Source organism: Paenibacillus thalictri, from assembly GCF_004307995.1.
In the GTDB taxonomy this organism is placed as follows: domain Bacteria; phylum Bacillota; class Bacilli; order Paenibacillales; family NBRC-103111; genus Paenibacillus_AF; species Paenibacillus_AF thalictri.
In genome coordinates this window covers 215,015-235,291 of record NZ_SIRE01000007.1, presented here as the reverse complement: position 1 = coordinate 235,291, position 20,277 = coordinate 215,015, and the positions used below count along the sequence as shown (strand labels likewise).

The following is a 20,277-nucleotide window of genomic DNA, read 5'->3' as shown; positions in this document are numbered from 1 at the left end:
CCCTGCCTTCTAACCGTACATCACGCAGCGTACCTCGCGTTCCTCGTCCAGCCGGAACGATGCAATCGGCCCGGCGGCACATGCCTGGGCCGCATGCGGGCACCTGTGGCGGAAGCGGCAGCCTTCCTGCGGAAGCGGGCCGCCCTGCGGCTCAACCGGCTCCTCCGCATCGCCTTGCTGCGCGCGCCATGGGTCCGGCGACGATTGCAGCAGCAGCTTCGTATACGGATGCTTCGGATCGGCGATGACCTCTTCACAAGGTCCGCTTTCCACGATTTGCCCGCCGAACATCACCAGAATCCGGTCGGCCATGTATCTCGCGCTGCCCAGATTGTGCGTAATGAGAATGTACGACAGCCGGTGCTTCTCTTTTAATTCGAGCATCAGATTCATAATTCCTATGCCGATCGATACATCAAGCATCGAGGTTGGCTCGTCGGCGACAATAATTTTCGGATCGAGGCCAAGCACCTTGGCGATAATGACCCGCTGCTTCTGGCCGCCGGACAGCTGATACGGGTACTTGTCGATAAAATCTTCGGCAGGCGTAAGCCCGACCTGATTGAGCAGGGAAATCACCTTGCTCCGCGTATCGCCTCCGCCGGCGTGCTGCACCTCAAGCGCCCTGCCGATGATATAACCGATCTTGTGATGCGGATTCAGCGCCGCAAACGGGTCCTGAAAAATCATCTGCACATGCCGGGGCAGCTCCCTGGACAACTTGGCGTCGTCCACGGATACGCCGTTGTACACGATATCTCCGCCGCTGCGCGGAATCAGCCGGGTAATCATCCGGGCAATCGTGCTTTTGCCGCTGCCGGATTCGCCGACGATAGCCAGCACCTCGCCTTCGCTTAAACGAAAACGGACATCGTGCACGGCGGAAAACGTCTTTTTGCGGGGCCACACTCCCGATTCAAATACTTTGCTGAGATTGTTCACTTGCAGCAGAGGCTTGCTCATGCCCGATTCCCTCCTCCGTATACAAATGGCAGGAGACATCCTGCCGCCCGTGCAAGCGCAGCTCCGGCACAATGCGGCTGCATACCGGCAAAACATGGCTGCAGCGCGGATGGAACTTGCAGCCCGGAGGCGGCGTAATCAGATCCGGCGGGTGACCGGGAATGCCGATCAGCTTGCTTTTCGGTCCCGTCAGCGACGGAAACGAATTCAGCAGCCCCTGCGTGTACGGGTGCTTCGGATGCCTCAGCAGGCTGTCCCGGTCCGCCGTCTCCACCAGCTTGCCGGCATACATGATGCCGATTCTTCCGCACATTTCCAGCATCAGCGGCAGGTCGTGCGTAATGAACAAAATCGAGAAGCCGAATTTCTGCTGAAGCTGGACGATTTTGCGGATAATGCCCCGCTGCACAACCACGTCAAGCGCCGTCGTCGGTTCATCCATGATGACCAGGCTCGGATTCAGCGCAAGCGCCATCGCGATCACGACCCGCTGCCTCATGCCGCCCGACAGCTCGTGCGGAAAGCTGCCCAGCCGGTCGTACGGCAGATCGACCAGTTCGAGCAGCCTTTTGGCTTCGCCGTACGCTTCCTTCATCGTCATCGGCTGATGCGCCAGTATCGAGTCGGCCAGCTGGTCGCCGATTTTCATCACCGGATTCAGATTGTTCATCGCGCTCTGCAGGACAATCGACATCCGCGACCAGCGGATGCGGTCGAACTGCGCATCGCTCAGCCCGGTAAGCTCCGTTCCGTCCAGCTTGACGCTGCCTCCGGCAATCCGCGCCGGCGGGCGCAGCAGCCGGGCAACGGCAAACGCCGTCGTCGATTTGCCGCAGCCGGATTCGCCGGCCAGCCCGAAGATTTCGCCTTTGCCGATCGTAAAGCTGATGTCGTCAACGGCCCGGACAGAGCCGCGGCCGGACGCGTATTCCACGCGAAGCCGGTCTACTTGCAACAAGTCGGTCAAGCCGCTCTCCCCTTCCGTTATGTTATAACGCCGCATTGCCGCGGTTGGCCTGATATTTGTCCAAAATGCCGTTGCCGATCAGGATAAAGCCAAAACAGAGCAGCGCGATCGACAGCCCGGGCGGAATAATCCACCACCACGCTTTAAACAAGACGGCGTTGTTGGCGTTGGCCAGCGACAGAATCGTGCCCCAGCTGACGCTGGTCGGATCGCCGAGCCCCAGGAAACTTAAGCCCGCTTCCGCCAGCACCGCCTGCGTTGTTACAAGCACCTGATTGGCCAAAATAACCGGAATCATGTTGGGCATAATTTCCCGGAACATGATTTCCCAATCGGACATGCCGACCATACGCCCCGCTTCAACGTAACCGCTCACCCGCTCGGACAACGTCTGGCTGCGGATGCTGCGGGCCATATACAGCCAGCTGAGCAGCCCGATAATCAGGATTGTGCTGACAAGGCCGATCGACGGCAGAAACGAAGCCAAAATAATCATTAACGCGAGCGTAGGTATAATCAGGAACAAATCAACAACGCGCATCAGCGATTCGCCGATCCACCCGCCCTTATAGCCGGAAATAAGCCCGACAGCGACACCGATGACGGTTGTGATCAGCCCGGCGACGATACCGACAAGAAACGAAGTGCGCGTGCCGTAAATCATCTGGCTCAGCACATCTTGGCCGTAGCTGTCCGTGCCAAGCCAATGCTCGCCGGAAGGCGCAAGCCACGAGTCAAAGCCGATAAAATTCATCGGATGCGGAGCAAGCTGAGGTCCGAAAACAGCGACAACCGCAAAACAAACGATAATGATGAGACCCGCCTTCCCCTTAAACCCGGGAAACCAGCGTTGAAAAAAAAGCCGCGTACGCTCCATATGTGCCTCCTTGCTGTAAAATAGGCCAAACTGGCGAATGTATGTTGCCGGGCAGCTCGCCGCGACACTGACTCCCCCATCATGGATGAGCTGGCCGCAAACCGTTCTTCGGCGATTCCTTCCGCCTGCGGCAAATGACGGACCCGCATCCTGCCGCTACTGCATAGCAACCCGGGGATCGATCAGCGGATACAGCAAATCCGCGATTAGATTAAACAAGATGACCGACACGGCAATAAACAGGAATGCGCCTTGGATCAGCGGATAATCGTGGCTTAATATCGCATTAAATGTGACCAGCCCGACACCCGGATAAGAAAACACGATTTCCGTCGTAATCGCTCCTCCGATGACATGCCCAAGCGTCATCATCAATCCGGTAAAAGAAGGCAGCAGCGCGTTGCGCGCCCCGTACATATATTTCCGCCGTCTCTCCGACAACCCCTTCGCTTTGGCCAGCAGCATGTAATCTTCGGAAAGCACCCGCATCAGATTGTTGCGCAGCACTAAGATGTGTCCGGCAAGCGAAGCGATCACCAGTGTGAAAACAGGTAAAAAGGCATGGCTTGCGATCGACATCAGCTTTCCCCAAGCGGTAAAGCTGTCGTAGCTCGGATCGATCGCCTGCCCAAGCGGAAACCAGCCCAAATAAAAGGCAAAAATCATCACAAATAAAATGGCGATCCAGAAATAAGGCACGGCATTCAGAAAAAATGCCGTAAACAGCGAGGCGTTATCGAATACCGAGCCGGATTTCCACGCACCGCGGATACCGATCAGCCAGCCGATCAGATAACTGATGAGCGTTGCCGTCAGCACCGTGCCGATCGTCCACGGCAGCGCCTTCAGCATCACTTCCATTACCGGGGACGGATAATTGACATAAGAGATGCCCATGTTGCCCTGCAGCAGCTGCTTGAGATATTGCCCGTATTGGTATAACAAGCTCGGATTTTCCAGCCCGAACTGCGCCTTCAGGGCACTCGCAATTTCCTGTGAGCCCAACGCTTTATCGGAAGCAAGCGTATCGGCGGGATTGCCCCCCATCAGCCGGGGCAGCAAAAAATTAAGCGTAATTGCAACATAAAACGTAATCAAGGCGAAACCGACTCTTTTCACAAAATAAGCCGCATTGTATCTCAATCGGAAGCGTCCTCCTTACGCGGACGGCCTTGTCCGGGCCGCCCGCCCGCATAGACAGCAATTATTTTTTCTTAACGTCTTTCAAGGACAGCGCGGAGTACACCGGAAGGCTTTCGTTATATCCGGTAAAAGATTCCACCCGGTAAGGCACATGTCCCCCTACATTGTACATAACGGCGATTGGCGCTTTCTCGGCAATACGCTGCTGAATAAGGAAATACAACTCCTTGCGCTTGGCCGGATCGGCGGAGGCGGCTTCATCAAGCCATTTGTCCACGTCAGCGTCTTTAAAGCGCATATAGTTCAAGCCCGGCGTATTCGTTCCGGTCGGCGCTGTCATTTTGCTGTGGAATACTTCCAGCGACGCCTGCGGATCGGGCGGCGTGTTCAGACCGTTCTGCAGCAGGTCGTAATCGCCCGACATCAGCAGTTTGGTCAACTCAGGCCAAGTAACCAGCTTCACCGTCGTTTCAATGCCCACCTCTTTTAACCACTGTGTAATCATCGCTCCCTCTTTGTTTTGCGCCGGGGCGTTGGCGGCCATGTGGTACGTAAACGAAAGCGGTTTGCCGTTTTTCTCGTAAATGCCTTTGGCATTTTTCTTGTAACCGGCGTCCTCCAGCGACTTGGCGGCGGCAGTTTTGTTGAAGCCAAACGCCGGATCGTCCAGCAGTTTGCTGTTTGTCATCTCTCCGAACACGGACGACAGGAACCCGGGGTTGGCCGGAAATACGCCGTTGCTTTCGCCTTTTTCAATCAAATCTTTGCGGTCGATCGCCTGCTGGATCGCTTTGCGCACCGCCTGATCGGACAAACCCGGCTTTTCGTTGTTCATGATAACGGCATATGTGCTGAGTCCAGGATATACCTGCATTTTATTGTTCGGATTTTCCAGCAGCTTCGGCACACTGGGCATCGCCAACGTTCCGGCCGACATCTGCACATCGCCTTTTTCCAAAGCCAACGTCAAGGTCGACGAATTGTTGAAGCGGCTGACCTGCAGTTGATCGATCTGCGGCGCTCCCAAGAAATAATCGGGGTTTTTCTCCAAGATGATAGCGCTGTCATTTAACGATTTATACTTGAACGTTCCCGTACCGATCGGTGTTTTGTTTAAAAAAGTCGTTGGGTTCTCCTTTTCGAACTGATGTTTGGGCACAATCGACACGGTCGTCAAATAATAAGGAAGCGACGGAAATTTGTCGCCGAGCTTAAAGACGATGGTGTCTTTGCCTTCCGCAGACACTTCCTGCAGCCGGTTTTTGTCCCATAATAAATAGCGGTCAAGCACTTTGTTGTCCTTCAGCGCGTTAAATGTGTACAACACATCGTCCGTCGTAAGCGGTTGTCCGTCGTGCCATTTGGCTTTCATATTAAGCTTGACGGTATACGTTTTCTGATCGCCGGACCATGTCCCTTCTTTTTCCGCCAGGCGCGGAATCAAGTTGCCTTTCACCGGGTTAAAGTACAGCAGCGGATCAAACATGTAATCGAAAATCGTATTCCAGTTGCCCGTTGCCAGAAACGGGTTAAAGTTGGTCACCTGCTCCGGATTGATAACCTCCGACATCGCAAATGTAACCGGAGCGCCCGCTGCCTTCGGCGGTTCTTTTTTCTCAGGCTGACTTTCCGCCGCCGTATTGTTTGCTTTTGGCGCCGCCGTACCGCTGTTCCCCCCGCCTCCGCTGCATGCCGTTACGATTGCCGCCAGCAGGATAGCCGTACCCGCCGCTGCAATGCCGCTTTTTCCAAAAAAACGTTTCATGCCCAAAAACCTCCTCGAACGATGGTCTGCCGCAGCTTCATTGCCGCAATCCGATCTTATGTCCCGCGACGCCGCTTCGTAAAGATGACTATTTCTGCAATTGTGGACCCGAAATGCTATTTGGCCTATTGGGGCCGTATGGACTTCTTCTGACATGATGCACTTGATATGTTTTTCGGGAACGGATGGGCCCGAAACATTGCGATAAACAGCCATACAGAACCATGCCGGCAGCGGCCTTCGTCCCCAAACGGCCCCCAATGACCGCCCTCCCGCCTAGTACACCTCGCCTTTATGCAAAGTGGACGGGGATGCCATATCGCGGTACTGTCCAGGGGAAACGCCTTCCTGCTTTTTGAAAATCCGGTTAAAACTTCGCTGATTCTCATATCCGACAAGCATGCCGATATCTTTAATACTAAGCGTCGTATTTTTCAGCAATTCCTTGGCTTTGTCCATCCGCAGCGAAATTAAATAGTCGGAAAAATTCATCCGATACTCTTGCTTGAACAACCGGCTCACATAAGACGGGTCCAGCCTCAACTGCTCGGCGATGCCGCCAAGCGAAATATCGTAGGCATAATGCGCTTCGATATATTCGGCAATTTGCGTGCTGACGGCGGCCGGCTGCTGCTGCAGTCTGGCGGTGATCAGCCGTTTGGTTTCCCCCGCGTACTGCCGCGTCCAACGAAGCAGCTCCTCTGCCGTTTCCACTTGATTAAAGCTGGCGTGAAGCAGCGTCAACCGCTCCTCGTCAAAAGCTTCAAGGCCGTTTTCCACCGATTTGTTGTAAACGTCAAGCACGATTTGGAACATCGCCGCCTGAAACAATTCAAAACTCCAGCCCGGCGACACCCGCAGCTGCTCTTCCAGTTCCGCCAAGCTTATCTCCAGCTCGCTGTAGCCTTCTTCGTTCATGCCGTGAGGCACCTTTTTGCGCAAATCCTTAAGCTGCATGTACAGCGATTTCACGCCGCGCTGGTCTCCATCTCCATCCGATATCCAGCATGGAATAACCGACTCATGCCCTTTAAACGCTTTGGCGTTAAGCGCTTCCAACGCTTCCGCGAACGAATCTGCGATATGACCCGGTTCCATCCTGATGTCACCGATGCCGGCGCTAACTGTAACAGTCAAATGGCGGCGCACTTGAGCGCAGATCAATTCGGCCAGTTTGACCGACTGGAGCATAAACGTCTCCCGCGGCTGCGGCTCCTTTAAGCTGCACAGCAGTTTAATGTCGGAGCTTTCCGCGTGAATGGCGTAAGCATGCATATATTCGCCCGCGATTTCTTCGGCCAGCTTGGCGATAAAATAACGGATCAAGCTTTGATCGTGCTGGCTGTATGCGGAGGTGAACGAGCTGTAATGATCGATTCGCAGCACACATACGAAACAGCCGTATCCGGCGAGCGTTAAACCGTAATACGCGAAGCGTTCGGCCCGTTCCTTGTGCAGGCTTGTTTTTTCAAATAATACCGAATTCAGAAAACTTTGCTGCAAAATCGGCTTGTTCTGGGCAAGCTGCTGCTCAAGAGAGTCGCCTTTGTGAAGCAGCGATTCATACGCCGAGACGATCACGGACAACTCGCCGCTGCGGCCGGAAAGCGCCTGTTTAAGCGGACCGATGATGCTGCGGTTGCGGATAAATTCCATCAAGGAATAAATCGGGCTGTACACCCGAATCGACATAATAAAAGCGCTGATGACCGCGGCGGCCATACATAAGCCGGTCAAGATGAACATAAACCGCTGCATGTTGATGCTGCGGGTATGCAGCGATTCGGAAGGCATGATATCGATGTATTTCCAGGAGGTGTATGGCGAATTCACCGCCGTAAACGAATAATCGACGACGCCCAGCTTGCCGTCAAATGCCGAAATGTCGGTGCCGATGCGGCTTTTAATTTGCTCGAAGTCGGCGGGAGGAACACGCAGACCCGCTTTGTTAAACGCATAGTTGCCATCCGGGCTGACCACCCATATTTCCTCGCCTTTTCTCATCAGGCGCATCGAAGGGCTCTGGAACAACGCCGGCTGGTTCATATTAATAATGACCGCTCCTTTGATCCCCGTTCCGAGGAGCGGCAGCGGCCGGATGAAAGTAACTTGGGCGGAAGCCGGAGCGATGGAATCGTCAGGGTCCTTGTAGCTGCGTACATACCACTGCCCTTCCTTGCGGATGCCTCCTTTGACCAGCGAAATCCAGCTTTTATCGTCCAATTCGTCGAAGTCCATAAGCTGGCTGAGCGGCGTCTGTACCTTATTGGGTCCGGCATAATATACGTAAATGGATTCGATATAAGGCATGTTGATATAAGCGTCGAGCAAATATTTGCGCACCTCGGACAACTCCGGGTCCAACTCGGCCATATTCCGGCTTTCGAGCAGGGTGGACATCGCTTTGCTTTGCGCCAGCTGGATGGATACCTGGTCGACCTGGCTAAGCAGCAAATCCATCAGCCTGCGTGTTTGCTCCAGCATCTGTGTGCTGGACTGCTTGACTTCTTCATTGATGCTTGTTTGGCTGTACCAATTGCCGAGCAGGCCCATAAACAGCACGGGCAGCGTGATGAATCCGGTGAGCCACAGCAAATTGCGGAAAAACAAGCTGCGGAATTTGAAATTGGAAAAGGCGACTCGGATTAGCGACAGCATATGTTTCCCCCTTTTATCATAAACGGCGCGTTCCGGAAAACATCGTGCGAAACGGGCAGACGGCAGACGACGCGAAATATGAACCGCTTTCATAAATGTTATCACAGATTATAACATCAAGCCTTGGATTGTGGAATTCGAATCTCATTTGCCCGGAAATGAAAAAAGCCGCGATGTACGCGGCAATGAATTATTGTTTTTCCAGCCTTTTCATAAACTCGTCGGCTGCGCTGTACCCCTGCATGCGCAAATACCAATTGTTCGCCGCCGCTTCCACAAGTCCGGCCACATCACGGCCCGGCTGCAGCTGGATTTCGATATGCGGGACCCGGACGTCCAAATACTCCGTAAATTTGGGCTCCAGCTCAAGTTCGTTGTTTAACGCATACTCCTGCCATTGAGTCAACTCAATATCAAGCACAATTCTTGTTTCCTCCTGAAACGCACGCCGGCCGTACAGCCGGGAAACGTTGATCAGTCCGATGCTCCGCAGCGCCAGAAACTCTCTGTTCACTTCGTTATGTGTGCCCAGAATCGTTTCCGGGCTGATCTTTTTCAGGACTACCATATCGTCGGCGACAAGCCGGTGCCCGCGCCGGATCAGCGTATGAGCCGTCTCGCTTTTGCCGACTCCGGATTTGCCGCGCAGAAGCACCCCGATTCCCGAAACGTTGACGCATACCCCGTGTATGGCCATTTCCGGCGCCAAACCCGTCGTCATGTAAATATCGGCCATCTCCATGAATTTATAAGTCGGCATCGGTGTGCGCAATAAAGGGATGTTTTCTTCCTCGCAATATTTCGTTAAATATTTTAAGCCTTCCTGGCTGCGCGTCACGACAAAGCAAGGCGGACGGTATTTCACGACGTTGCCGATCCGGTCATTGCGCTCCTCTTCCGTCAGCTTATGCAAATAAGTAATTTCTTTGCGCCCTAATACCTGCACATGGTCATGCGAGAAAAAATCGAAATAACCGGCGAACTCAAGGCCCGGCCTGTGAGCTTTAGGTTTCGATATCGTGCGGGCAGTATCCCCTGCCACCAGCACCTCCAGCGAGAACCGGTTAATCAAATCTTGAACTTTCAAAGACTTCATCCAGACTGCCCCTTTCCTAATTACGTTATATACGCGCACTCGCCTGAAACGATTCGTTATCCGTTCGTTTTATCTTCGGTAGCGTCAAATTCGAAGTCGCCGCTTTCAAAGACATATTCCGCATCATGCGATTCAAAGGTTTGAACAATGTACTCGAACCATTGAGTATACGTTTTGGCTAATAACGCTCTTTCTCCCGAATCGTGCCACATCGTTATGATTTGACCATTTGCACCGTCTTCCGTCGCTCCTAGATCAACACAATGATGATCGCCGCAGCCGTTATAGGTTAACGGGATCCACGCAGGCTGCCACCAGACATTCGCTATCCCCTCCTGGGGATCTGCGTTCCATTCTGTAAACGACTCCTTGTCAGATAACTCCTTCCAAACTTTCCATTCTTCCAAAATACGCTCCGTGGAAAGCAACTCCCAACCAGCAATAAGCCACTGGGCATCGCCTGACTGGCCGTTGTGAATGCGCAGCGACTCTTTTATATCGTCAGGAAGCGCAAAACCTATAACGTCTTCTAAGCCAGAAATTTCGGGCTCGCTTGCCCCCTCATTGAGATCCGCTAAAACGTCAGGAGCATGGACCTTAAGCCAATTCTCCATTCTATCCCACAATACCTTCATTTTTCTACTCCTTTTGTTCAAACTCTTCTTTCTGCACGTATTCAAATCGGCCGCGTAGGGTAAGAGAGGCGGCTTCCTCATGTTATCCGGCTTTTACTCTCGCACTCCGTGCCTAATAAGAACATTCCTCACAGGCTCGCTGCCCATCGCCTGATCCGGCAGCTTAACCCCTGCTTCGATGAGTATCTCTGCAACCGCAGCATAATCCCCTTGCGGATCTTGAGTATGAAGAGATCCCCAGATACAGCTGTTCATTGGAGTTCCGCCGAATTCATTCCGAATTTCCAGCGATGCGCCGTGTTTAATGAGCAGCCGGACGATTTCATAGTCTCCTCGTTCTGCGGCACGATGGAGAGCTGTCATCGAACGCTCATTGCGCCGTGCATCCACATGAAAACCAACATCCAGCATAAGCCGCACCGCATCTGCGTTATGATCCCGTGCTGCATCGATGATAACACTCTGGTCTTCCGGCTGGAGGAATTGAACAATGTCCGGATGCTCCTTTAAGATGTTGCGAACGGTTTCCGTATCTGCCCGTATACAGGCAAGCAGAAATTTCTGCTCAACCGAACTGTACGACAACATCAGCTCCGTAATGGCTTCATGTCCCAAATGCTGCGCAAGAAAGATCGGCTTGACATTCGCGCCGATAACGTACTCATATATATGACCGCCGACGGAGGTAAAGTCCCCTTTCCCCACCTGGAACTGAAGGGCGTCGGGATCCTTTTTCAAAATGTTATGGACAAGTTCGACGTCCCCCAGCTTACAGGCCATGAAGATATCCGTCTGGGCACCGCGGTGAATTAAATGTCTGCATTTGTCCGGAATATTGACGGCATATTGGGCAGGCGTACTGCTGTGGTCAATATCCCGCATATCCATGACAGCTCCGTGGTCCAGCAGAAAATCGATGATCTCGGGTGAAACGGCATAATGCAAAGGCACCTGCCCATCCGGACCTCGCTGATTGACAATGTCCGCATCCTGCTCAACCATCTTCCGCAGCAGCTCCAGCATTCCCAATGCAGCCGCAGCATGCGGATCGACATGGGCCCCCCGCTCAATAAGGTAACGGGATAAATCGTGATGCTCATGATGCAGGACACCAAATCCCCCTGCCCACCAGCTGCTTTTGACATTAATATCCGCCCCGTACTCTAGCAGCACGTCAACCAACTCACGGTTTCCTCTATTTGCAGCAATAACAATCGCCGGTGTATCGAAAACAAACCACGGTTCGTTGATCCGTTCAGCAAGCAATGGCTGGCTATGCAGTAAGCGTCTTACGGCATCCGGGTCATTCCGCTCAACCGCTTGCTTGAATTGTTCAATAACCACGTTCCGACACATCCTTTGAAATATTCGAATTGTTGTTTGTATCGGTCATAACATCATCATTCTCCCTTGTTCTACATATTCAACATTTTATTCCAGTATCCTTCCCGTAAGCTGCGTGCGGCGCAAGACAGACCTGCCCTGCAGCTATATTGCCCGCCAGCCGGAATCAACATTGCAGCAGTCATGAAAAAAAGCCCACGTTTCGGCAGAACGTGGGCCGCAAATAAAGGATCCTATCGTCTTTTACTTATTTAATATAAGTTGAATTTATGCCTGCTGTCCAATTAGTGCTCTACTCTTCCCGGAATATTTTTGGCTGGGCTTGTATCGCAGGTGTTCTCCGTCTTTCAGCGCCCCGCCGAATCGGCGGATGCCGCGGTGCCGCCCGCTGCTGCCGCACCTGTCCCGGGCCCGCCCTTGGGTAGCCGGAGCGTCACAAGAAATGAAATTACCGCCAGCACTACCATAGCCACAAAAATGACATGCAGCCCCGAAGCAAGCGCCTCGCGTAGTCCATTCAGCGCCGCAGCGCTGAGACCGGCGTGTCCCGACTCGGGGCCAAGCACTAGGTTGACATCCGCCGCTGTCAGTTCCCCGCTGAGTCCGCCTGCCGCAATACGCCGCGATACGATAGCGTTTAACAGCGCGCCAAAAAAAGCAACGCCAATCGTCTGTCCCATCAACCGGATAAAATTGTTCGAAGCGATTGCGCTTCCCCGCATATTCCAATCTACGGCGGATTGGACAGACACGGTATGCACCGTAAAGGTGACCCCGAAGCCGAGGCCAATTAAAGCGAGGCAGCCCGCCAGCAGCCACGGAAACATGCGGATGTCGGGAACCGCCATCAAGACACATGCGGCGATTGTAATGCCAAGACCGGTTAGCGATGCGGCGCGCATCCCGAATTTCATCTGCAGCCGTCCGGCCAGATTGGCCCCGATTGGCCAAAAAATCGACACCGGAATAAGGATCAGTCCCGAAGCGACGGCTCCGCCGCCGTATATTCCTTGCACCCACAGCGGAATGTAAAAATTAATCGCCACCAACACGGCGCTGTATACAAAATCACTCGCATTCGGCACGCCGATCATCCGCAAACGGAACAGCGACGCCGGCAGCAAAGGTTCTGCGGCTTTGCGCTCAAGGCCAAAAAATACCGCAAGAAAACCGAGCGCAGCGAGAAAAAATACCGGACTCGCGGCGTTTCCGCCTCCTCCGGCATGCGGGTCGGTGTTCATCAGCGCATACAGCAAACACGTCATGCCGGCGGCAAAAGCGGCCATTGCCCCGTAACCGATCGGTTTGCGCTGCCTGGCCGGAGCTTCGCGCAAAACAAAAGCCAGCAGCAGCGCGGAAACGGCGCCAAACGGCACATTGATGTAAAATATCCAGCGCCACGACACATAATCGACCACCAGACCGCCGGTAAGCGGACTGATCAAAGCGGATATTCCCCATATGCCGCTGATCCAGCCCTGCGCTTTGGCCCGCTCTTCCACCGGATAAATATCTCCCACAATCGTCATCGTCACCGGCAAAATCGCTCCCGCTCCCAAACCCTGCAGCGCCCTGAAGGCAATCAGCTGCTCCATAGTCTGGGCGATGCCCGATAAAATGGAGCCAAGCAGGAATAAACCCGTGCCGAGCAAAAAAACCGGCTTGCGGCCGTATAGATCGGCAATTTTGCCGGATATCGGCGTACCGATGGCTGTGGTCAGCAAATAAATCGACACCACCCAACTCATCAGTTCCATCCCGCCCAGCTCGCCAACAATGACCGGAGTGGCTGTATTCACAATGGTGCCTTCGATTGCGGCCATAAAGGTCGCAATCAGCATAGCGGTCATAATTAAACGTCGGTCTCTTTTATTCATGCTGCGCTGCTCCTTGTTATATGCCCTGCTCCAATACGGCACGCATCCGGCCCGGATAGTCGGTAATCAGCCCGGAGGCTCCGGCCTGAAGCAGCTTCCGCATGTCCTCTTCACCGTTTACCGTATATGGATATACCCTGATCCCCTTGCTTACGGCAAGCCCGATTTCGTGCAAACCGATCAGCTTGTGATGCGGATGCAGCGAGAAGACTTCGGCCCCGAACGCTTCAGCAAACGCGATATGATCGATCACATCGCCCGTATAGCCAAGTCCGACTCGCACTTCCGGAGCAATTAGCTTTAACGTCTTTAAGCTTTTGTGCTTAAATGAAGAGACAAGCACTGTTTCCATCCGGCCGCTGCCATACAATAACTCTGCCAGCTTCCGCTCCAGCTCGCCGTTCATCTCCCCTTTGATTTCCACGTTAACGACACATTCGGCCGGCATCCGCTCGAACACTTCGGCCAGCGTTGGAATCGTTTCGCCTGCGAACTGCTCCCCGTACCATAAACCGGCATCGTACCGTTTCAGTTCCTCCAATGTCAATTCGGCAACGGCGCCTTTACCGTTGGTGGTGCGGTCAATCGTATCGTCGTGAATGACGACAAGCTCCCCGTCTTTGGATAATTGCACATCCAACTCAATGGCATGAGCTCCTTGCCGGACGGCAAGCAGGAACGAAGCCAGCGTATTTTCCGGCGCTTCTCCCGCTGCGCCCCGGTGACCTATAATCATTGGTACGCTCATTTTTTCCATATTCAGTCCTACGCTCCCTTCGCCAATCACTTTAATGCACGGTATCCCTTATGGGCAATTATCACTTTATGCGGCGCACACAAAATAAAGATAACGCGGCGGAAACAAAGATAAACCGTAATCGGTACCCCGCTCCCACACGAGGCGCAACGGCGCGGGGAGAACACGGTCCGGGTGCGCGGCTACGGCAACGCTAGGCGTGACAGAGCAAGACGGTGCATGACGACCGGCAACCTCGGGCCCCCCCTTGGCCATCCCCCCCATGCAATTGGTTAATTTGACAAATATGGCGAAAGTTATACACTTGAAGAGCCGTAAAAAAATCGAGTGCAGGTGAGAACATGAATCCGCTTAATCCGCTTCCTTCCAGATGGCCTTACCGCTGGAAAACGATGTCGCTTAAACATAAGCTGCTGCTGTTTGCCGTATTGGGCGGTTTGCTGCCGATTGCCGTCTGCTCATTTATTTTTTATACGTTATGGACTGAAAGCGTCAACATCGAGATCGAAGACCATTACCGGAACAAACTTACCCATATGCAAAATCGCGCCGACGCCGCCTTCGGCGAGCTGAAGACAGTCACGCGCAGTTTGGCGGCAAGCGACGCCGCTTCGGGCTTGGCCCGTCCGCAGACGGGCGAAACCGGCCGTCTGCCGTTTGCCAGTCTGCTGGAGTTGGCGCAGGCGCTAAAGCGCGACCTGAATGCCGAATACGACATTTCGTTCATCGATACGGCCAAAGCCGATGTGCTGACGACAACCGGGAAACCGTATGCTTATTTTCAAAACATGCTTGGACCCGGAACGTTAAAAGCGGACTCGCCGCTGCTGATCCCCCCGCATACATACGCCGGCCAAGATGAGCTGCTGCTGCTTTCCCCGCTGCCTTCTGCAGATGCGGCTATCGCGCTGCATGTAAGCAGCCGGGAGCTGCAAAATATGTCGCGCCGGCTTGCCTTCGAGGAACGGCAAAAGCTTTGGCTGACGGCGCCGGACGGCAAGCTGCTGCTTAGTACCGACGCCAGTATAACCGGCAATGCGCAGCCGGCGGTCCCCGCCCCTTATGAAGTTTGGCGGCATGCGCCGGCAACGCTGACACAAATCGTCCCGTTCGCCGGAGAAACTTATTACGTGTCCGCGGTTACTTCCGACGCCACCGGGTTTACCACCGTTGTCATGACACCGGCCGCCCAGTTCGCGGCCAAGACGGAATATATCCCCATCGTTTCTTCGCTTTTTGCTATCGTCATGATACTCATCTGGCTTATCGTTTCCTACGAAGGCACAATGCGGCTGTACGGACCTGTGGAACGGCTGCTGGACAAATACGAAATCGGCGGGACATACAATCCGCGGCATGCCGACGAGTTCCAGGCGTTAGGCATGTTTATGGCGCAAGTCGTCAGGGCGAACGGTGAGATGGAAGACCAGCTTGCCAAATATATGCCGGATCTTAAGTTAAGCACGTTCCAGCATTTGCTGTGGGGCGAATTGACGGAAGCCGAGCTGCAGGGCAAAGTCGAGCAGTTGAAGCTGCCGCTGAAGGGCGAATATTTCTATATCTGCGTTGCGGTTATCGACAAATACAAGCAGTTCACCGGCAGCTATAACAAAAACGATCAACTGATCGTGCACAACACGTTGCGTGTCATGGCGATCGAGACGTTCGAGGATAAAATGTCGTGTGTGACGTTTACGCCCCGCCATGGACAAGTTGTCATTTTGACCGGCACCGATCATCCTGTCGAAACCGGCAATCAGCTGGTGCGCGACTTGACCGACCGCTACCGGGCCAAAGTGCGCAGCCAGTTTCCCTTTACGCTGAGCGTGTCCATCAGCAGACCACGCCGGGGCTACTCCAGCATGTCTTTAAGTTATCATGAAGCATCCACCATGCTGAACTACAAGCTGCTGCTCGGTAATGACGTCACCGTCTCCGACCATCAGCTGGAGTCGCTGATCCGCAAGTCGAACCGGGGCATGTTCCAGATCCAGAAGCAGATTGTGCACGCCGTCATTCAAGGCAATTTGGACGATGCGTCCCGCCATTTGGCCGAGTTGATCGAGACAATCCCGCAGCAGGTGTACAAATCGGAAACCGCGTTGGGCATCTTCTCGTATTTGCTTGGCGAAATCGAATATATGATTCATGAGATGGAACTTGACGTAAACGAGTTTTTTCAAAACGATCTGTATGACACTTTGTACAGCAAGTCCACATTGGCCGATGTGCAAGTATGGCTTGTCGACATCGTCTTCCCGACGATCAAGGAACATCTGGAAAATCAGTCCGTATCCAGGCAGAAACGGATCGTTCAGCAGGTGATCACGTATATTCACGATTTGTACGACAGCGATTTGACGCTGCAGCAAGTGGCCGAACAGCTGTCGGTCTCCGCCTCCCAGCTCAGCCGTATTTTCAAGGAGGAAACGGACCGCAACTTCAGCGATTATTTGATTGAATACCGGATGAAAAAAGCCGTCGACCTGCTGCAAAATACGGATATGTCGATCAAGGACATCGCCGAAAAAATGCGCTATACCAACGTGCAAAACTTCACGCGTATTTTCAAACAAATTACCGGCATGCCCCCAGGGGAGTACCGCAGACAATCGCGTTACTTATCGTAAAATTTGGTTGCCACGCGCGTTGATTTATCGTAACCGTTTATTGGCCGTAAGGTGTATTATCCTAGCCCTGCCGGGCCTTCACCTATCCCCTTATCCTTTTTTGCCGCAGGTTATCTTTAAATTCGGCCCGTTTCAACAAGTGATTATTGCCTGACAAACAAGCGATGTTTTACTGTTAAGGCCAAGAGGGACAGCCACCTCTTGGCTGTTTGGCTTTCTGCAGAAGCCGATAAATCGCGAACCGGAAAGGAGGAGCGTAGGATCGCACCAAAAACCGCCGTCACCACATAACTGCATCACACAAAAGGGGGATTGCATCGTTGTCGCTGCGTACGGAAAAATGGAAGGAAGCTGTATGGGCCTACTTCTTCTTATTGCCTTCGGCTGTACTTTTTTCGATCTTTTTGTTTTATCCGATGATCCGTTCGGTTTACTTAAGCTTTCATCTGACCAACCCGCGGGGCAAGGTGGCGATGTTTGTCGGGCTTGAAAACTTCATCGATATTTTCCGCACCGACGCTTTTTTCGAAAGCTTGAAGGTAACAGCCCTGTTTATGCTGTATACGGTGCCAACCGGCATCGCTTTGTCTTTGCTGCTCGCGGTGCTGACCCATAACAAGCTGCGCGGCATGCGGGCGTTCCAGTGGGTGTTTTCAATGCCTATCGTCATTTCGGTGGCGACCGGCTCCGCCATCTGGCTGCTGCTGTTTCATCCCAGCGTCGGCATGCTTAACTATTTCCTCAGCGTCGCCGGCATCGAGCCGATACGCTGGCTGTCCGATCCGAGGTGGGCGTTATTTTCCGTGTCGCTGATGACGATATGGATGAACACCGGCTTCTCATATATCGTGCTGCTGGGCGGCCTGAAAGGCATCTCCGCGGAAATTTACGAAAGCGCGACCATCGACGGGGCAAGCGCCTGGCGGACGCTGCGCAGCATTACGCTGCCCTTGCTGTCGCCGACCTTTTTCTTCCTGTCGGTCGTTTCCATGATCGGCTCGTTTCAGGCTTTCGGCCAAGTGCATATTTTAACAAAAGGCGGGCCGACACATGCCACGGATGTGGTGGTGTATTCGATCTATCAGGAAGCGTTTGTCAACTTCCAATTCGGGACGGCCAGCGCCAAAGCGTTGGTGTTGTTTGCGATTTTGCTGCTGCTCACCTTGATCCAGTTTCGTTTTGCGGAAAAGAAGGTGCATTACCAATGAACTGGCGCTTGCAAAAAACGCTGCATTATACGCTGCTTGCTCTTCTCGCCGCCGCTATTCTATACCCGCTTTATTTCACCTTTGCCTCAGCGTTTATGACTCCCCAGGAAGTCAGCAGTTATCCCCCGCCTTTGGTTCCCAAAGGACTGTATTGGGGGAATATTGCGGATACGCTGAATACGGTGCCTATTGTTAAATTTTTGCTCAACTCTTTAATTACATCGGTATCGATAACGGCCGGACAGCTCGTTTTTTCGTCCATGGCGGCATATGCGTTCGCCATCTTGCGTTTTCCCGGCAAAGGGCTGCTGTTTATTATGTTTTTGTCGACTATGATGATTCCTTGGGAAATTACGATCATTCCCAATTATTTGACCATCCGGGCATGGGGCTGGATGGACTCGTATCAAGGGCTTACGGTGCCGTTTATGGCAAGCGCGTTCGGAATTTTTTTGCTGCGCCAGTCTTTTCTCCAGCTTCCCGCCGAACTGTTCGACGCCGCTAAAATCGACGGCTGCGGCATTTTCCGCTGCTACTTGCGCCTCGTGCTGCCGCTCTCGCGTCCGGCTCTGGCCACGCTGTGCATCTACGGTTATTTGCATGCCTGGAACATGTATTTATGGCCCCTGCTCATCACCAACAGCGATATGATGCGTACGGTGCAAATCGGCATTTCCATGCTGCAGTGGGAGGAGTCGCAATCGTGGAATTTGGTGCTGGCCGGCGTCACCATCGTGCTGATCCCCTCGCTGCTGCTGCTTGTTGTCGGGATTAGACAGCTTGTCCAAGGCATAACGGCCGGGGCGCTAAAAGGATAATCGAACGTGAACTTGAACATGGACGTGAAACAAGAATCGTGAAAGCTAGAAAAACAGGGAGGGTTTGTACGATGGTAAAAATGAATAAAAAGCTATGTTTAAGCCTGCTTGCCGTGCTGACGGCATGGACAACCGCCGCTTGCGGCAGCGGGAACGGCACGAGCAATAACGGCGGTGCGGCGAATCCGGCTGCAGGCTCCGCGCCGTCTTCCGCATCTTCATCGGCTCCCGCCGCCCAACCGGCGTCAGGCGGAGATAAAGCGCCGGTGAAAGTACTTATGTGGCATTATATGGGCGGCAACCTCGGCAAAACAATCGATCAGATGGTCGAAAAGTTCAACGCCTCGCAAAAGGACATCAAGGTCGAAGCCGTTTACCAAGGCAGCTACGACGAAGCGTTAAACAAAATGAAAGCATCCATGGATTCCAAATCGGGGCCAACGATCATGCAAGCCAACGACGGCGGCACACGGTACATGGTCGATTCCAAAGCGATAACACCGATGCAAAATTTCATCGACGAAGACAAATACGATTTAAGCCAATACGAGCAAAATATTCTCGCGTATTATACGCTCGACAACAAGCTGAACTCAATGCCCTTTAATACGTCCAACCTGATTATGTATTACAATAAAAATTTGTTTAAAGCAGCCGGGTTGGATCCGAACAAACCGCCGGCCACTTTCGAAGAGATGCGGAAAGCGTCTCAAGCGTTAACGAAAAACGGCGTCACCGGCATTTCGTTTTCGATCGAAAGCTGGAATATCGAGCAACTGCTGGCCAATCAAGGAGCCGAATTCGTCAACAACGGCAACGGCCGGACAAGTCCCGCCACCGAATCCATCGTCAATAGCGAAGCCGCCGTCAAAACGCTCACCTGGTGGAAAAGCTTGGTCGACAGCAAGCTGGCGCTGAATCTCGGGCGCAAGGTCGACGATGTCAAAAAGGCGTTTGCCGCCGAGCAGATCGGCCTGATGTTTGCAACCACCGCATCGCTGCGGGAAATCGTCAACTCCGCAAACGGCAAATTCGAAGTCGGCACCGCATTTTTGCCCAAACCTGACGATGCCAAGGAAGGCGGCGTTGTCGTTGGCGGCGGCAGCTTGTACATTTTGAACAACCAGCCAAAAGAAGCGCAAAAAGCGTCGTGGGAGTTTATCAAGTTTATGTTGTCTCCGGAGCAGCAGGCGTTTTGGCATATTAACACCGGCTACTTCCCGGTTACCAAAAAAGCTTACGAGCATCCAAGCGTCAAAGAAAACATGGACAAATTCCCGCAGTTCAAAACAGCCGTCGACCAGCTACACGCCACCAAAATCAACAAGGCGACGCAAGGCGCGGTCATCGGCGTATTTCCGGAAGCTAGGCAGCTGGTGGAAAACGCCGTCGAAGAAGCGTTAAACAATAAGAAATCGCCGAAAGAAGCACTGGATGCCGCTGCGCAGAACATTACCGCCAAAATTCAAACCTACAACAAGACGGTTGGCAAATAGAGAAGAAGGCAGCTCGCGGTTCATTCGCCAATCCCATAGTTAC

General features: G+C 53.2%; 15 protein-coding genes. 4 read left to right on the top strand and 11 right to left on the bottom strand.

The window, feature by feature from the left end; genetic code table 11:
* Positions 1-9: 9 nt before the first annotated feature.
* From EYB31_RS11420 to EYB31_RS11370, 11 genes are all read right to left on the bottom strand, one after another.
* A complete protein-coding gene (locus EYB31_RS11420) occupies positions 10-963 on the bottom strand; it encodes an ABC transporter ATP-binding protein (protein ID WP_131013452.1) in 954 nt (317 codons plus the stop codon).
* Positions 917-1,930, bottom strand: coding sequence for an ABC transporter ATP-binding protein (locus tag EYB31_RS11415; protein WP_131013451.1), 1,014 nt, complete (start codon positions 1,928-1,930; stop codon positions 917-919). Before EYB31_RS11415 ends, EYB31_RS11420 begins: the two co-directional genes overlap by 47 nt.
* 22 nt (positions 1,931-1,952) lie before the next feature.
* Positions 1,953-2,807: an ABC transporter permease gene (locus tag EYB31_RS11410; protein ID WP_131013450.1), complete on the bottom strand. Its 855-nt coding sequence runs from the start codon at positions 2,805-2,807 to the stop codon at positions 1,953-1,955.
* 156 nt (positions 2,808-2,963) lie between these two features.
* Positions 2,964-3,950, bottom strand: coding sequence for an ABC transporter permease (locus EYB31_RS11405; protein WP_131013449.1), 987 nt, complete (start codon positions 3,948-3,950; stop codon positions 2,964-2,966).
* Between the two features lie 61 nt (positions 3,951-4,011).
* Positions 4,012-5,715: an ABC transporter substrate-binding protein gene (locus EYB31_RS11400; protein WP_165452351.1), complete on the bottom strand. Its 1,704-nt coding sequence runs from the start codon at positions 5,713-5,715 to the stop codon at positions 4,012-4,014.
* Positions 5,716-5,991: 276 nt separating this feature from the next.
* On the bottom strand, positions 5,992-8,373 hold the full coding sequence (locus EYB31_RS11395) for a helix-turn-helix domain-containing protein (RefSeq protein ID WP_165452350.1): 2,382 nt from the start codon (positions 8,371-8,373) through the stop codon (positions 5,992-5,994).
* Between the two features lie 190 nt (positions 8,374-8,563).
* Positions 8,564-9,469 carry an HPr(Ser) kinase/phosphatase gene (hprK, locus tag EYB31_RS11390; RefSeq protein ID WP_131013446.1) on the bottom strand — a complete coding sequence of 302 codons (906 nt, stop codon included), beginning with the start codon at positions 9,467-9,469 and terminating at the stop codon, positions 8,564-8,566.
* A 56-nt stretch (positions 9,470-9,525) separates the two neighbouring features.
* A complete protein-coding gene (locus EYB31_RS11385; RefSeq protein ID WP_165452349.1) occupies positions 9,526-10,104 on the bottom strand; it encodes an SMI1/KNR4 family protein in 579 nt (192 codons plus the stop codon).
* A 93-nt stretch (positions 10,105-10,197) separates the two neighbouring features.
* Complete coding sequence (locus EYB31_RS11380; protein ID WP_165452348.1) at positions 10,198-11,448, bottom strand: ankyrin repeat domain-containing protein; 1,251 nt, start codon at positions 11,446-11,448, stop codon at positions 10,198-10,200.
* Positions 11,449-11,795: 347 nt separating this feature from the next.
* A complete protein-coding gene (locus EYB31_RS11375) occupies positions 11,796-13,325 on the bottom strand; it encodes an MDR family MFS transporter (protein WP_131013443.1) in 1,530 nt (509 codons plus the stop codon).
* 16 nt (positions 13,326-13,341) lie between these two features.
* Entirely contained in the window at positions 13,342-14,073 is a 732-nt protein-coding gene (locus EYB31_RS11370; RefSeq protein WP_131013442.1) for a glycerophosphodiester phosphodiesterase, read from the bottom strand.
* Between the two features lie 350 nt (positions 14,074-14,423).
* Here EYB31_RS11370 and EYB31_RS11365 point away from each other — a divergent pair, with 350 nt between their 5' ends.
* From EYB31_RS11365 to EYB31_RS11350, 4 genes are all read left to right on the top strand, one after another.
* The gene (locus EYB31_RS11365; protein ID WP_131013441.1) at positions 14,424-16,712 is read left to right on the top strand and encodes a helix-turn-helix domain-containing protein; all 2,289 of its coding nucleotides are present in this window, start codon (positions 14,424-14,426) and stop codon (positions 16,710-16,712) included.
* Positions 16,713-17,032: 320 nt separating this feature from the next.
* Entirely contained in the window at positions 17,033-17,920 is an 888-nt protein-coding gene (locus tag EYB31_RS11360) for a carbohydrate ABC transporter permease (protein WP_240762316.1), read from the top strand.
* On the top strand, positions 17,917-18,738 hold the full coding sequence (locus EYB31_RS11355) for a carbohydrate ABC transporter permease (RefSeq protein WP_131013439.1): 822 nt from the start codon (positions 17,917-17,919) through the stop codon (positions 18,736-18,738). The genes EYB31_RS11360 and EYB31_RS11355 overlap by 4 nt, the downstream gene beginning before the upstream one ends.
* 71 nt (positions 18,739-18,809) lie before the next feature.
* Complete coding sequence (locus tag EYB31_RS11350; protein ID WP_131013438.1) at positions 18,810-20,234, top strand: ABC transporter substrate-binding protein; 1,425 nt, start codon at positions 18,810-18,812, stop codon at positions 20,232-20,234.
* The last annotated feature ends 43 nt before the right edge of the window (positions 20,235-20,277 follow it).

What these genes read in the sequence shown, in the direction of transcription:
- EYB31_RS11420 (WP_131013452.1), bottom strand. Translation starts at nt 963, where the DNA reads ATGAGCAAGCCTCTGCTGCAAGTGAACAATCTCAGCAAAGTATTTGAA.
- EYB31_RS11410 (WP_131013450.1), bottom strand. Translation starts at nt 2,807, where the DNA reads ATGGAGCGTACGCGGCTTTTTTTTCAACGCTGGTTTCCCGGGTTTAAG.
- EYB31_RS11400 (WP_165452351.1), bottom strand. Translation starts at nt 5,715, where the DNA reads ATGAAACGTTTTTTTGGAAAAAGCGGCATTGCAGCGGCGGGTACGGCT.
- EYB31_RS11395 (WP_165452350.1), bottom strand. Translation starts at nt 8,373, where the DNA reads ATGCTGTCGCTAATCCGAGTCGCCTTTTCCAATTTCAAATTCCGCAGC.
- hprK (WP_131013446.1), bottom strand. Translation starts at nt 9,469, where the DNA reads ATGAAGTCTTTGAAAGTTCAAGATTTGATTAACCGGTTCTCGCTGGAG.
- EYB31_RS11385 (WP_165452349.1), bottom strand. Translation starts at nt 10,104, where the DNA reads ATGAAGGTATTGTGGGATAGAATGGAGAATTGGCTTAAGGTCCATGCT.
- EYB31_RS11375 (WP_131013443.1), bottom strand. Translation starts at nt 13,325, where the DNA reads ATGAATAAAAGAGACCGACGTTTAATTATGACCGCTATGCTGATTGCG.
- EYB31_RS11370 (WP_131013442.1), bottom strand. Translation starts at nt 14,073, where the DNA reads ATGAGCGTACCAATGATTATAGGTCACCGGGGCGCAGCGGGAGAAGCG.
- EYB31_RS11365 (WP_131013441.1), top strand. Translation starts at nt 14,424, where the DNA reads ATGAATCCGCTTAATCCGCTTCCTTCCAGATGGCCTTACCGCTGGAAA.
- EYB31_RS11355 (WP_131013439.1), top strand. Translation starts at nt 17,917, where the DNA reads ATGAACTGGCGCTTGCAAAAAACGCTGCATTATACGCTGCTTGCTCTT.
- EYB31_RS11350 (WP_131013438.1), top strand. Translation starts at nt 18,810, where the DNA reads ATGGTAAAAATGAATAAAAAGCTATGTTTAAGCCTGCTTGCCGTGCTG.